The 13,174-nt window shown below is 66.9% G+C and carries 12 protein-coding genes and 1 pseudogene; 6 read left to right on the plus strand and 7 right to left on the minus strand.

From position 1 onward, the window contains the following. The 5 genes from IV113_RS15345 to IV113_RS15365 all read left to right on the plus strand — a co-directional run. Window positions 1–893, plus strand: an 893-nt coding sequence (locus IV113_RS15345) for a heavy metal sensor histidine kinase (RefSeq protein ID WP_291086691.1), incomplete at its 5' end; no start/stop codon positions are given. A 140-nt stretch (window positions 894–1,033) separates the two neighbouring features. Continuing rightward, entirely contained in the window at window positions 1,034–1,396 is a 363-nt protein-coding gene (locus IV113_RS15350) for a hypothetical protein (protein WP_291086693.1), read from the plus strand. Between the two features lie 93 nt (window positions 1,397–1,489). After that, window positions 1,490–2,764: a TolC family protein gene (locus IV113_RS15355; protein ID WP_291086695.1), complete on the plus strand. Its 1,275-nt coding sequence runs from the start codon at window positions 1,490–1,492 to the stop codon at window positions 2,762–2,764. Then, window positions 2,761–4,365 carry an efflux RND transporter periplasmic adaptor subunit gene (locus IV113_RS15360; protein ID WP_291086697.1) on the plus strand — a complete coding sequence of 535 codons (1,605 nt, stop codon included), beginning with the start codon at window positions 2,761–2,763 and terminating at the stop codon, window positions 4,363–4,365. Before IV113_RS15355 ends, IV113_RS15360 begins: the two co-directional genes overlap by 4 nt. Then, the gene (locus IV113_RS15365; protein WP_291086699.1) at window positions 4,362–7,490 is read left to right on the plus strand and encodes an efflux RND transporter permease subunit; all 3,129 of its coding nucleotides are present in this window, start codon (window positions 4,362–4,364) and stop codon (window positions 7,488–7,490) included. Before IV113_RS15360 ends, IV113_RS15365 begins: the two co-directional genes overlap by 4 nt. Window positions 7,491–7,555: 65 nt before the next feature. On the opposite strand, the gene IV113_RS15370 is transcribed toward IV113_RS15365, so the two are convergent. Further along, window positions 7,556–8,035, minus strand: coding sequence for a hypothetical protein (locus IV113_RS15370; protein ID WP_291086700.1), 480 nt, complete (start codon window positions 8,033–8,035; stop codon window positions 7,556–7,558). Between the two features lie 80 nt (window positions 8,036–8,115). Here IV113_RS15370 and IV113_RS15375 point away from each other — a divergent pair, with 80 nt between their 5' ends. Next, entirely contained in the window at window positions 8,116–8,439 is a 324-nt protein-coding gene (locus IV113_RS15375; RefSeq protein WP_291086702.1) for an ATPase with chaperone activity, read from the plus strand. Here the strand turns inward: IV113_RS15375 and IV113_RS15380 are convergent. From IV113_RS15380 to IV113_RS15405, 6 genes and pseudogenes are all read right to left on the minus strand, one after another. Continuing rightward, window positions 8,436–9,638 carry an MFS transporter gene (locus IV113_RS15380; RefSeq protein WP_291086704.1) on the minus strand — a complete coding sequence of 401 codons (1,203 nt, stop codon included), beginning with the start codon at window positions 9,636–9,638 and terminating at the stop codon, window positions 8,436–8,438. The two genes, IV113_RS15375 and IV113_RS15380, sit on opposite strands and share 4 nt — an antisense overlap. A gap of 30 nt (window positions 9,639–9,668) precedes the next feature. Further along, on the minus strand, window positions 9,669–10,223 hold the full coding sequence (locus tag IV113_RS15385; RefSeq protein ID WP_291086706.1) for an NUDIX hydrolase: 555 nt from the start codon (window positions 10,221–10,223) through the stop codon (window positions 9,669–9,671). A gap of 74 nt (window positions 10,224–10,297) precedes the next feature. After that, entirely contained in the window at window positions 10,298–11,344 is a 1,047-nt protein-coding gene (locus IV113_RS15390) for a TRAP transporter substrate-binding protein (protein ID WP_291086708.1), read from the minus strand. A gap of 83 nt (window positions 11,345–11,427) precedes the next feature. Further along, on the minus strand, window positions 11,428–12,129 hold the full coding sequence (locus IV113_RS15395) for a fumarylacetoacetate hydrolase family protein (protein WP_291086712.1): 702 nt from the start codon (window positions 12,127–12,129) through the stop codon (window positions 11,428–11,430). Window positions 12,130–12,183: 54 nt separating this feature from the next. Beyond that, window positions 12,184–12,507, minus strand: a complete 324-nt coding sequence (locus IV113_RS15400) for a 2Fe-2S iron-sulfur cluster-binding protein (protein WP_291086710.1) — start codon at window positions 12,505–12,507, stop codon at window positions 12,184–12,186. A 19-nt stretch (window positions 12,508–12,526) separates the two neighbouring features. After that, window positions 12,527–13,174, minus strand: a pseudogene (locus IV113_RS15405) (glutamine synthetase); the annotation flags it as partial.

Below are 13,174 nucleotides of genomic sequence, written 5' to 3' on the forward strand. Positions count from 1 at the left end.
TGGCGGTCTACGTGGTGCTGGCCACCCTGCTCAGCGGTCTGCTGGGGTGGTGGGCTGCCCGCAGCGGTCTGGCTCCGCTGCGGATCATGAAGGAGCGGGCGCTCAAGGTGACTGCCCACAAGCTCGACCAGCGCATGCCGGTCGAGGCGGTGCCCGTGGAGATGGCCGAGCTGGCCAACAGCCTCAACACCATGCTGGAGCGACTGGAGCTGGATTTTGCGAAGTTGATGGATTTCTCAAGCGACATCGCCCACGAACTGCGCACCCCCATCAGCAACCTGCTGACACAGACCCAGGTGTCACTCTCGCAACGCCGCGATCCAGACACCTACCGGGACATCCTCGCCTCCAACGCCGAGGAATTCCAGCGCTTGGCGCGCATGGTGTCCGACATGCTGTTTCTGGCCAAGACCGACCACGGCATCCAGCTCCCGAATCGAGAAGATGTTGCGCTGCAAGACGAGGTGGCGAGCCTTCTGGATTTCTACGATGCGGTCGCCGAGGACAAAGAGCTTCGTCTGCGGGTGGTGGGGGCGGGCATGGTGGTGGGTGATCGGCTGATGATTCGGCGGGCCATCAGCAACCTGCTGTCCAACGCGCTGCGGCATGCGCACCCTGGTACCGATGTTGAGCTGACCATCGACCCCCGGGGGGACGGCGCTACCGCCTTGTGTTTCACCAACACAGGCGACCCGATTGATGCCTCAGACCTGCCGCGCCTGTTCGATCGTTTCTATCGAGTGGACAAGGCGCGCGCGCACCCGGCATCGGACGGTGCCGGCTTGGGCTTGGCCATCACCAAAGCCATCATGCTGGCTCATGGCGGCAGCGTCGCCGTCACATCGGTAGCAGGAACAACGCGTTTCTGCTTGCAGTTTCCGGCTCGCGCATAGGTCATGAACTCGGCCGGCAGCCCGTTGAAGAGAGCCCATGCCGCCACTGGCACCGTGTGCATCAGATCCGGCAGTACAGCCCATCCGACAAATGCGAAGCCGGGCGCGCGCGATCGGACTGCACGCCATAGAATCCGCCCATGCGCCGCTTGCTCGTCCTCTTCCTGTGCCTGTTGCTGCCGTTGCAGGGGTCTGCGGCATGGCAGGTTCCGGCGTTGCCATGTCCGATGCAGGAAATGATGGCCATGGATGATCAGGCCGGCGAGATCGCAGATACCTTGGTCGAAGCGATGGACGATTGCTGCAACGACCTCGCCACATTCGAGCGCACCGGCCAGCCCTGCAAGAGCATTCAGAGTTGCGCCACGCCCGCTGCAGGCATGCCGTCTGTCCCATCGCTTGCGGCCCTGACCTCTGTCACGCAGGACCCTCGAGCACCCGCCTGGCGCAACCTTCCGCCGGGCGCGACAACGCGCCTCTGGCGCCCTCCCACTTCCGTCTGAACCCCCGCACAGCGCAGGCCACCCGCCGGTGGCGCTGCTGTCGCACGCTTCCAGGGTTTTTGCGCCCGGGCGTGCCTGCTCCGGAGCTCAGACATGGAACACCCTTCGCTTTTTCTTGCACGCGCTTTGCTGGCCTTCGCTGGCCTGCTGGCGGTGATCACACCCGCCGCCGCCGTCGAGCCCTTGAGCCTGAGCGCGGCGGTACACGCAGCTGTTGCACGTTCGCGCAGTCTTGACGCTTTGAGCGCCGCCGCGCAGGGCGCGCGCGAGATGGCGGTGGCGGCTGCGCAGCGACCCGACCCGGTGCTTCGCCTCTCGTTGGACAACCTCCCGGTGGACGGTCCCGAGCGCTTCAGCACCACGCGCGACTTCATGACCATGCGCTCCATCGCACTCATGCAGACCCTGCCCAACGCGGACAAGCGCCGCGCCCGGGGCGAGCGCTTTGAACGCGAGGCCGAAGCGGCAATGAGCGAACGGGCGCAGCGGGTGGCCCTGTTGCAAACCCAGGTGGCGCAGGCCTGGCTGGAGCGGCGCATGCAGGAGCAGCGTTGGTTGTTGCTGCAGGCGCAGATCACGGAAGCGCGTGTGCTCGTGCAGACCCTTGATGCTGCCCTGCGCGGTGGGCGCGGCTCCACGGCTGATGCACTGGGCGCGCGCGAGGCGCTGGCGCAGCTGGAGCAAGGCCTGATCGGTGCGCAGGCCGAACGAGCCAACGCACGCCTGACGCTGGCGCGCTTCACCGGTGGGCCGCCCGACCAGCCACTGGCCGATGCACCGCCGATGCGGCACACCACGGCAGTGATGAGCGAAGCGGACCCTGTGCAGTACCTCCCCGATTTGGCCACGCTGCAGGCCCGCGAAGCCGTGGCCCGTGCCGAAGCCGAGGTGGCCCGCCAGGAGCTCAAGCCCGACTGGAGCACCGAGATCATGTTCAGCCAGCGCGGCTCGCAGTTCTCCAACATGGTGTCGATCGGCGTGTCGGTGCCGCTGCAGTGGGACAAGCCGCAGCGCCAGCAACGCGAACTCGCCGCACGTCTGGCCCGTGTGAACGAACTGCAGGCCGAGCGTGAGGAGCAGACCCGCGAGCGGGTTCTGCAGGTGCAGCGCTGGCAGCGGGAGTGGCAGGCCGGACTGGACCGCCTGGCCTTCCTGGATGCGCAGCGCCAACCGCTGGCCACACAGCGTGTGGATGCCGCGCTGGCGGCCTACCGGGGCGGGCGCGAGGGGCTGGGCGCCGTGCTGCAAGCGCGACGCGATGCGCTGAACCTCGCGCTCGAACGCCTGGCGCTGGAGCGTGAGACCACCGGCCTGTGGGTCCAACTCGAATACCTCATCCCTGACAGCTCGACTGGAGCGAAGCCATGAACAAAAAAGAATCCTTCATCACACTGGCCGCTGCGGCCCTGCTCGTTGCCGTGGGCGCTGGCGCCTGGTGGCTGGGCATGCAGCAGGGCATGGGCCACACCACGCTGGCACCGCAGTCGGTTGTGGCCACCACCGCCAGCGACGACCCGTCGCTGTGGACCATCCCGCAAGGCGAAGAAGCCACGCGCCGGCACATTCGCGATTCGCTCAAAGCCGGGGATGTGGACCCAGCCACAGGCCGGCGCATCCTGAACTACCACGACCCCATGGTGCCGGGCAAGAACTTCGAGGCACCGGCCAAGTCGCCCTTCATGGACATGATGCTGGTGCCGCGCTACGCCGGCAGCGATGCGGCAGACGCCAGCAGCGTCACGGTGAGCCCGCGCATCCAGCAAAACCTGGGGCTGCGCACGGCGCCGGTGGTCGAAGGCTCGCTGGTGTCGGAGGTGACGGCGGTGGGCAACGTGGCCTGGAACGAGCGCGAACAGGTGGTGCTGAGTTCGCGCGCCATGGGCTTCGTGGAAAAGCTGCATGTGAAAGCGGCGCTGGACCGCGTGGCCGCCGGCGCGCCGCTGGCCGAGCTGTACGTGCCCGACTGGGTGGCCGCGCAAGAGGAGTACCTGGCGCTGGCGCGCATGAGCGGCGAGGGCACCGACGCGCTGAAGGACGCGGCGCGCCAGCGCATGCGCCAGGCCGGCATGGCGCCCGCGCACATCCAGCGCGTGGTGGCGTCTGGCGCGGTGCAGCCGCGCTTCACGCTCACCGCGCCCATCGCCGGCATCGTGAGCGAACTCATGGTGCGCGAGGGCGCCACCGTGATGCCGGGCATGACGCTGATGCGCCTGCAGGGCACGCGCACCGTGTGGGCCGAGGGGGCCGTGCCCCAGAGCCAGGCCGCGCTGCTGCAACCGGGGGCGCGCGTGCGCACCACCAGCCCCGGTGCGCCGGGGCAGACCTTCGAGGGCCAGGTGCAGGCGCTGCTGCCCGAGGTGGACGCGGTTACGCGCACCATCCGCGCGCGGGTGGAGCTGGCCAACCCGCAGGGGCGGCTGGTGCCGGGCATGCTGGTGAGCATGCGGCTGGACCGCCCGAAGGCCGCGGCGACGCTGCTGGTGCCCAGCGACGCGGTGATCCACACCGGGCGGCGCAGCGTGGTGATGGTGGCCGAGGAGGGCGGGCGCTTCCGCCCGGTGGAGGTGACCGCGGGCCTGGAGGTGGGTGACCAGACCGAGATCAGCGCTGGCTTGGCGGTTGGTCAGCGCGTGGTGCTCTCGGGGCAGTTCCTGATCGACTCCGAAGCCAGCCTGCGCGGGCTGGAGGCGCGGCTCAACCACGAGCCCGCATCCACTTTGTCCCAACAACGCTACGCCACCGATGCGGTGATCGATGCACTCAGCGGCGACACCGTCACGCTCACGCACCCGCCCATTGCGGCACTCAAGTGGCCGCAGATGCAGATGGACTTCAAGCTGCCACCGCGCGCACAGCAGCCACCCGACCTGGAGGCCGGTGACCGGCTGCAGATCGAGTTTGAAATGCAGCAGGGCGATGTGCCGCGCATCACTCGCCTGCAGCGTGTGGCGCCGGGGATCAGAAAATGATCGCCGGCCTGATCCGCTGGAGCATCAACAACCGCTTTCTGGTGCTGCTGGCCACCGCGCTGCTGAGCGCCTGGGGTGTGGTGGCCCTGCAGCGCACGCCGCTGGACGCGCTGCCCGACCTTTCCGACACGCAGGTGATCATCCGCACCACCTGGCCCGGGCAGGCGCCGCAGATCGTGGAGAACCAGGTCACCTATCCGCTGACCACCACCATGCTCTCGGTGCCGGGCGCGCGCGCGGTGCGCGGCTTCTCGATGTTTGGCGACAGCTTTGTGTACGTGCTGTTCGAAGACGAGGTGGATCCGTACTGGGCGCGTTCGCGCGTGCTGGAGTACCTCAACCAGGTGCAGGCGCGGCTGCCGCGCGGCGCCTCCTCATCCATCGGGCCTGACGCCACGGGCGTGGGCTGGATCTACCAGTACGCGCTGGTCGACCGCACCGGCGGGCAGGACGTGGCGCAGCTGCGCGCCCTGCAGGACTGGTTCGTGCGCTTCGAGCTCAAGACCGTGCCCGATGTGGCCGAGGTCGCGAGCGTGGGCGGCATGGTCAAGCAGTACCAGATCGTGCTCGACCCCGACAAGATGGCTGCCTACCGCGTCACGCAGGCCATGGTGGCCGAGGCGGTGGCGCGCGGCAACCAGGAGGCCGGGGGCTCGGTGCTGGAGCTGGGCGAGGCCGAGTACGCGGTGCGCGCCAGCGGCTACCTGAAGACGCTGGACGACTTCCGTTCCATCCCGCTCATCACCAAAGGCGCCGGTGTGTCGGTGCGCCTGGGCGATGTGGCGCGGGTGCAGACCGGGCCCGAAATGCGGCGCGGCATCGGCGAGCTCAACGGCGAGGGCGAGGCCGTGGGCGGTGTGGTGGTGATGCGCTCGGGCAAGAACGCGCTGCAGACCATTGAGGCGGTGAAGACGCGGTTGGCCGAGCTGCAGCGCAGCCTGCCGGCGGGCGTGGAGATCGTGCCGGTGTACGACCGCTCGGGCCTGATCGAGCGCGCGGTGAAGAACCTGGGCGAGAAGTTGCTAGAGGAGTTCATCGTCGTGGCGCTGGTGTGCCTGGCCTTTTTGTTCCATCTGCGCAGTGCGCTGGTGGCCAGCATCTCGCTGCCGCTGGGTGTGCTGATGGCCTTCATCGTGATGCAGCAGCAGGGCATCAATGCCAACGTGATGTCGCTGGGCGGCATCGCCATCGCCATCGGTGCCATGGTGGACGCGGCCATCGTGATGATCGAAAACGCCCACAAGCACCTGGAGCGCTGGGCGCACCAGCACCCGGGCGAAACTTTGCAGGGCGAGCCGCGTTGGCGCGTGATCGGCGACGCCGCGGCCGAGGTGGGGCCGGCGCTGTTCTTCTCGCTGCTCATCATCACGCTGAGCTTCATCCCGGTGTTCACGCTGCAGGCGCAAGAGGGCCGGTTGTTCGCGCCGCTGGCCTTCACCAAAACCTACGCCATGGCGGCCTCCGCCGGACTGGCTGTGACGCTGATCCCGGTGCTCATGGGTTACCTGATTCGCGGGCGCATCCCGGCCGAGACCGCCAACCCGCTGAACCGCGCCCTCATTGCGCTGTACCGCCCGGTGTTGGATGCCGTGCTGAAGGCGCCGAAGCTCACGCTGGTGGTCGCGGCGCTGGTGCTGGTGGTCAGCCTGTGGCCGCTGCGCCAGTTGGGCAGCGAGTTCATGCCGCCGTTGGACGAGGGTGATCTGCTCTACATGCCCACAGCACTGCCTGGCTTGTCGGCTGCCAAGGCGGCCGAGTTGCTGCAGCAGACCGACCGCCTGATCAAGACCATTCCCGAGGTGCAGAGCGTGTACGGCAAGGCCGGGCGCGCCGAGACAGCCACCGACCCGGCGCCGCTGGAGATGTTCGAGACCACGATCCAGTTCAAACCGCGTGACGAGTGGCGCGCTGGCCTCACGCCCGAGGGGCTGATCGAAGAGCTCGACCGCACCGTGCGCGTGCCGGGCCTGTCCAACATCTGGGTGCCACCGATCCGCAACCGCATCGACATGCTGGCCACCGGCATCAAGAGCCCGGTGGGCGTGAAGGTGGCGGGACCCGACCTGGTCACCATCGATCGCCTGACTGGCGACATCGAGCGCGCGGTGAAGGATGTGCCCGGTGTCAGCAGTGCACTGGCCGAGCGCCTGACCGGTGGGCGCTACATCGACGTGGACATCCGCCGCGCGGACGCGGCGCGCTACGGGATGAACATCGCCGATGTGCAGGACATCGTGGCCGGCGGCGTGGGTGGCATGAACATCGGCGAGACGGTGGAGGGCCTGCAGCGTTTCCCCATCAACCTGCGTTACCCGCGCGAGCTGCGCGACTCACTGCCCGAACTGCGCGCGCTGCCCATCGTGGCGCCGGGCGGCCAGCGCCTGGTGTTGTCCGACGTGGCCGACCTGCGCATCACCGAAGGGCCGCCCATGCTGCGCAGCGAAAACGCGCGCCTGGCGGGCTTTGTTTATGTGGACATCCGGGGGCGCGACCTGCGCGGCGCGGTGCTGGACATGCAGCGCGTGGTGGCCGAGCGGGTAGCGCTGCCTGCAGGGTACTCGGTGTCCTGGTCGGGGCAGTTCGAATTCCTGGAGCGCGCCACCGCCAAGTTGAAGCTGGTGGTGCCGGTCACGCTGCTGATCATTTTCGTGCTGCTGTATCTGATCTTCCGCCGGTTTGACGAGGCGCTGTTGATCATGGCCACGCTGCCGTTCGCGCTGGTGGGCGGTGTGTGGTTTCTTTGGCTGCTCGGTCACAACCTGTCGGTGGCCAGCGTGGTGGGCTTCATTGCGCTGGCGGGTGTGGCGGCCGAGTTCGGCGTGATCATGCTGATCTACCTCAAGCAGGCCTGGCAGGCGCGCGTGGACGCCGGGCGCACCGACGAGCTCTCGTTGCTGGAAGCCATCCGCGAAGGCGCGGTGTTGCGCGTGCGGCCCAAGGCCATGACGGTGGCCACCATCGTGGCCGGGTTGCTGCCGCTGTTCTGGGGCATGGGCACCGGCAGCGAGGTGATGCAACGCATCGCAGCGCCCATGGTGGGCGGCATGATCAGCGCACCGCTGCTCTCACTGCTGGTGGTGCCGGTGGTCTACCGGTTGATGCGGCGGCCGCGTAGAGTCAGGTAGGTGGTTGGCGACTGAAAGCCCGCAACTGAAAGGTTGCGGGTTTTTTCAGTTTCGGGCACCAAATTTCAGCGCGGCCGTTCAAACCCCGCCGCAACCCAGGCCTGTGCGCTGTCGACACTCAACTTGAAGGTGGGCGGCACCGGCACTCGAGCCACCTCTTCGTCGAATTCGTCCATGGCGCTCAGGGTTGCAGTTGCACCCTCTTCGTCGGGGACGATGGAGAGCACGATCCGCAGGCGGTTGCCGTCGACCGTCACGTTGACGTTCTTGTTGAGCTGAGCATGCAGTTGCTGTTCGGACCGCCGGATGACCTCCTTGGCGGTCTTCACCAGCGTGTTGAAGGCCGCTGTGTCCAGTGGTTTGGGATTTTTTTTGTCACGACCCATGGTCCAGGGCCCCACCAAGGCAGGCTCTGACCCGCCATCCAGGTGCATGGCAACTGCCCATCCATCGTCGTCTTCGTTCTTGATCACGCGGGCCGTCCAATGCCCATCGCTCCACAGGCGGTCTTCGTGTACGGGTTCGTTGGTGTCGATCATCTTCATGTTGGCAAGCGGTTGAATGGCTCAACCATACCTCGAAAGGGCGCGCGCGCCGGTCCCATGCTGGTGCAATACAGTGCGGTATGTCCGACGAATACCAGATCGAAATCCCCGTCTCCTTCATCGCCCTGTATGTGCTGCCCGGCCACCAGAAGCCCAGCCTGCCACGTGATGAACTGGCCGCTCGCTACGAGCTGTGCGAAGACATGGCCCAGCTGTTGACCGACACCGCACGCAACATGGAGTTCAGCCTGGGTCTGGCCGAGAGCGATGTGCTTACCCGCTGCCTGCAAGGTCTGCGCGTGGAGCCTGTGGTGGTGAGTGAGGTCGAGTCGGTGTGGGTGGCGCGCCGGCTCGCCGAGCTGCTGGGCTGGAGCGACGCGGGCCTGCAGGACCTTGCGCGCTAGTGCGTTGGCGCCGGGGGGCTGGTGCGCAGCCACAGCAGAGCCGCCAGCGCGCTGAGCCCCAGCCCACCCGAGATCCACAGCGCCCCGGCGCCCCAACGCTCGATGCAAAGGCCGAAGAGCAACGGTGCAAAAGCCTGCGCCACGCGCGAGGGCGCCATCATGATGCCCTGCCGTTGGCCATAACCCACCGCTCCGAAGTACACCAGCGGCAGCGTGCCCTTGGAGATGGTGAGGATGCCGTTGCCCGCGCCGTGCAGCAGCGCAAATGCCGGCCCGGCCACCGGGCCGAACACCATCCAGCAGACGACCCCCACCGGGTGGGCCAGTGCGGCGCACCGCGCCGAGAGCAGTGGATGGAGGCGGCGCAGAAAACCAAACTCCAGCATACGCCCGGCCACCTGCGCCGGGCCGACCAGGGCACCGATGGCGACCGCACCGGCCAGTGTGGCGCCGCTGGCCACCAGCAACTGCGGCAAGTGCGCCGCCATGGCGGTGCTGATGAACCAGGTGGCGGCGAACACGTAGGACAGGACCCAGGCGGTGTATTTCGGTGGCGGTGTGTGGGACTCTGCCGGGGTGGCGGGCGCGTCTGCCGCCAGCGCATGCGGTGGCTCGTGCAAGGCGGCAGCGCGCGGAATGCTCGCGTTCAGCGGCAGCCCCACCAGCAGGTGCAGGCCGGCCCAGGCGAGGCACGCGCCGCGCCAGCCGAACTCGGTCTCCAGCAAGCCGGTGAGGGGCCAGCCCACGGTGCTGGCAAACCCGGCAATGAGCGTGATGCCGGTGATGGAGGCGCGGGCCTGGGTGCCTTGCAGGCGCACCAGTGCGGCAAACGCCGCTTCATAGAGGCCACTGCCCATGGCCACGCCGATCAGCAGCCATGCGAGCATGAGGCTGGTGGTGCCCTGCACCTGCGACAAACCGGCCAGGCCCAAGGCGAACAACACGCTGGTGCCCATGAGCACCGGACGGCCACCCCAGCGGTCGATGGCGCGGCCGGCAAACGGCCCGAGTGCAGCCGAGGCCAGCAGGGCCACCGTGAAGGCGACCCAGATCTGCGAGACCGGCAGGCCCAGACCATCGGCCATGGGCTTGGCCAGCAGCGCGGGCAGGTAGTAGGTGGAACCCCAGGCCAGCGTTTGCGCGGTGCCCAGGCGCAGCACCAGGGGCCAGGTGCGTGGAACGGCCGGGCGTGTGCTCATGCGGTGAATGTCTGGCGCGGTGGCCCGAGCTCAGGCAATGTCGAACGCGTGGAAACCGAAGCGACCTTGGCGGCGGTCGGCGAAGTAGTGCTCCAGCGTCTCCTTGACGGTGCGGAACGCGATCTCGTCCCAGGGGATTTGATCTTCCGTGAACAAGCGGGCCTCGATGGTCTCGTGACCTGGCTCGAAGAGGTCGCTCAGCAGTCGGGCGCGGTAGTAGATGTGCACCTGGCCCACGCGCGCAACGTTCATCAGCGTGAAGATCTCGCCCAGCTCAAACTGCGCGCCAGCTTCTTCCGTGGTCTCGCGGGCCGCGCCTTCGGCGGTGGTCTCGTTGAGCTCCATGAAGCCGGCGGGCAAGGTCCATTTGCCAAAGCGCGGCTCGATGTTGCGCTTGCAAAGCAAAACATACTGGCCCGACTCCCCCCACACCGGCACCGTGCCCACCACATTGAGCGGGTTGTCGTAGTGCACGAGGTGGCAGGCCGGGCAGACCGCGCGGGTCTTGGTGTCGCCGTCGTCGGGCAGACGCATCACGACCGGGGTGCCGCAGTTGCGACAGTGTTTGGCAGGAGAGCGAAGCATGGGTTCAGTTTAGCGGGCCGGTGTGACGGCGAAAAAAAACCGGGCCAAGGCCCGGCCTTTTTTTGCGAATGGCCTCAGGCCTTTTTGCCGTGCTTCACGATCAAGGCCTTGGCGGTTTCCAGCAACTCCTTGCCATTGAATCCGCGCTTGTCCATGTCCTGCACCCATTCGATTTCGACCAGGCGCGCCTTGCGACGGAATTCCTGCGCTTCGGCGGCCGGGATGGTGTAGATCGTGTTGCCTTGTTTCACCGCCGATTCGCGGCCCGGGACGTCGCCCGCCTGCTGAACCTTGCCCAGCCAGCCCGAGGTTTCCATGCCGGAGTTCTTGTCGATCACGGCCTTGAGGTCGGGCGGCAGGCTGGCGTACTTCGCCTTGTTCATGGCCATCACGAAGGTGGTGGTGTAGAGCGCGCCGCCGGCGGGATCGAACTCGCTGTGGAACTTGGTGAGCTCCTGCACTTTCACCGAAGGCACGACTTCCCAAGGGATCACGCAACCGTCGATGACACCTTTGGACAGTGCATCAGGAATTTGCGGCAGGGGCATGCCCACGGGCGTGGCACCCAGGTAGCCGAGCATCTTGGTGATCTGGCGGGTGGGGCCGCGCACCTTGGAGCCGCGCAGGTCTTCTGCTGTTTTGATCTGCTTGCTGCGCATGTGGAACATGCCCGGGCCGTGCACTTGCAGGGCGATCGGTTGCACGTCCTTGAACTCGTCCTTGGCCACCGTCTGCACGTACTCCCAATAGGCCTTGGAGGTGGCTTCGGCGTTGTTCATCATGAACGGCAGCTCGAACACCTCGATGCGCGGGAAGCGGCCCGGCGTGTTGCCCGGCAGGGTCCAGACGATGTCCACCACGCCGTCGCGGGCCTGGTCGAACAGCTGCACTGGCGAGCCGCCGAGCTGCATGGCCGGGTAGGCCTCGAACTTGATGCGGCCACCCGAATCTTTCTCGACCTTGTCCATCCAGGCCTTGTGCATGTTGATCCACACGTTGGACTGAGGTGCCATGAAGGTGTGGAACTTGAGCGTGACGCTCTGCTGGGTCATGCCCACCAGGGCGGGTGCGCCGAGGGCCACGGCGGCACCGGTCTGAAGCAGGGTTCTGCGTTGGATCATGAAAAGGTCTCCTGGGGGCTGTGGAAAAGTGGGCAAAGGATAAGCGGGGACTGAGGGTCGTTTCAGAGGTCTTACCCTCGGGTTCAGACCACCTGCACCGAGATCGGGGTCAGGCCGTCCACGGCGCCGACCATGGTGTCGCCGCGCACCACGGCGTTCACGCCTTCGGGGGTGCCTGTGTAGATCAGGTCGCCGGGTTGCAGTTCCCAGGCGGCCGAGAGATGTTCGATGGTTTCAGCCACGTTCCAGATCAGCTTGTTGACGTTGCTGCGTTGGCGATCCGCGCCGTTGACCTGCAGCCAGATGGGCGCGTTGTTCACGTCACCGGCGTTGGCTGCCAGCGTGATCGGCCCGATGGGAGCCGAGTGGTCGTATGCCTTGCCGATGCACCAGGGACGGCCCAGCTTCTTCATCTCGCCTTGCAGATCGCGGCGGGTCATGTCCAGGCCCACGGCGTAGCCGTGGATGTGTTTCGCCGCGTCGGCGGCCTTGATGTTTTTTCCACCGGTGCCGATGGCCACCACCAGTTCGATCTCGTGGTGCAGGTTGCTGGTGAGGGTGGGGTAGGGCGTGCTGGCGGTCTGGCCGGGCTCTGCGACCACGATGGCATCGGCTGGCTTCAAGAAGAAGAAGGGCGGCTCGCGGCCGGTGAACCCCATTTCCTTGGCGTGTTCTTCGTAGTTGCGGCCCACGCAGTAGATGCGGTGGACCGGGAAGCGCTCGAGGCTGCCGACCACGGGCACGGAAACGGTGGCGGGCGGGGTGAAGGCGTAGTTCTCGGACATGGTGTTCAAGGTGTGTGGGTTGCGGTGGATGGCAATTGCGCGGTCAGTGTGCCATCAGTGCTGTGAAGTGGGCAGACGAACCACCAGACCGTCGAGCTCCGGGGTGAGGCGAATCTGGCAGCTCAAACGGCTTTGAGGCACCACCGGGCTGGAGGCGAAGTCGAGCATGTCGAGTTCGTCCGGCACGGGGGCCGGCAGCAGGTCGGACCACGGTGCGTCGATCATCACGTGGCACGTGGCGCAGGTGAGGCTGCCACCGCAGTCGGCCTCGATGCCCTGGATGTTGGCGTCCACCGCTGCCTTCATGAGGCTGTCGCCTGGTTGGGCCTGGATGTCGTGTTGCGTCTGGTCGGGGTTGATGAACCGGATGGAAATCATGTTGGGGACTTGAGGGGTTTCATGTTCGGCTGAAGTACTCGCGGCGTTCGAAGTCGGTCTTGTCCTCGGCCTGGGCGTGGCGCTCGATCTCGCTGCGTTTGATGCGGCAGAAGTGCTGCACGACATCGTTGCCGAGGCCCGCGCACAAGGCCGTGTCCGATGCCAGTGCGTCGAGTCCTTCCGGCAATGATGTGGGTATTTTCTCGCCTCCGTCGGCGTAGGGCGTTTCGCTGGCGGGCGGTGGCTGCAGTTGGTTGCGCAGGCCATCGAGCCCGGCGTGGATCTGTGCCGCCATGTAGAGGTAGGGGTTGGCGGCGGGCTCGCCAATGCGGTTCTCGATGCGGGTGGCGTTGTCGCCCGCCCCACCCACCACACGCAGCATCGCGCCTCGGTTGTCGCGCCCCCACAGCACCGCCTGCGGTGCGAGTGCGTTGGGTCGAAAGCGTGCGAAGCCGTTGATGGTGGGCGTGCACAGCGGCGTCATGCCGCGCGCGTGCGCCAGCAAGCCTGCGAGCCAGTGGCTGGCCACGTCGGACAGGGTGTGTCGCGCGTTCGTTGCCGTGGTGTCGGGCGCCGGTGCACCGCGCACACAGGCATTGCGCCCGGTCTTCAGGTCCACCAGCGACTGGTGCAGGTGCCAGCCGCTGGACATGATGTGCGGGAACGG

The sequence above is a fragment of the Hydrogenophaga sp. genome (genome assembly GCF_018780385.1).
Classification (GTDB): Bacteria; Pseudomonadota; Gammaproteobacteria; order Burkholderiales; family Burkholderiaceae_C; genus Hydrogenophaga.

What these genes read in the sequence shown, in the direction of transcription:
- IV113_RS15365 (WP_291086699.1), top strand. Translation starts at nt 4,362, where the DNA reads ATGATCGCCGGCCTGATCCGCTGGAGCATCAACAACCGCTTTCTGGTG.
- IV113_RS15395 (WP_291086712.1), bottom strand. Translation starts at nt 12,129, where the DNA reads ATGTCCGAGAACTACGCCTTCACCCCGCCCGCCACCGTTTCCGTGCCC.
- IV113_RS15380 (WP_291086704.1), bottom strand. Translation starts at nt 9,638, where the DNA reads ATGAGCACACGCCCGGCCGTTCCACGCACCTGGCCCCTGGTGCTGCGC.
- IV113_RS15350 (WP_291086693.1), top strand. Translation starts at nt 1,034, where the DNA reads ATGCGCCGCTTGCTCGTCCTCTTCCTGTGCCTGTTGCTGCCGTTGCAG.
- IV113_RS15385 (WP_291086706.1), bottom strand. Translation starts at nt 10,223, where the DNA reads ATGCTTCGCTCTCCTGCCAAACACTGTCGCAACTGCGGCACCCCGGTC.
- IV113_RS15400 (WP_291086710.1), bottom strand. Translation starts at nt 12,507, where the DNA reads ATGATTTCCATCCGGTTCATCAACCCCGACCAGACGCAACACGACATC.
- IV113_RS15370 (WP_291086700.1), bottom strand. Translation starts at nt 8,035, where the DNA reads ATGAAGATGATCGACACCAACGAACCCGTACACGAAGACCGCCTGTGG.
- IV113_RS15375 (WP_291086702.1), top strand. Translation starts at nt 8,116, where the DNA reads ATGTCCGACGAATACCAGATCGAAATCCCCGTCTCCTTCATCGCCCTG.
- IV113_RS15355 (WP_291086695.1), top strand. Translation starts at nt 1,490, where the DNA reads ATGGAACACCCTTCGCTTTTTCTTGCACGCGCTTTGCTGGCCTTCGCT.
- IV113_RS15390 (WP_291086708.1), bottom strand. Translation starts at nt 11,344, where the DNA reads ATGATCCAACGCAGAACCCTGCTTCAGACCGGTGCCGCCGTGGCCCTC.
- IV113_RS15360 (WP_291086697.1), top strand. Translation starts at nt 2,761, where the DNA reads ATGAACAAAAAAGAATCCTTCATCACACTGGCCGCTGCGGCCCTGCTC.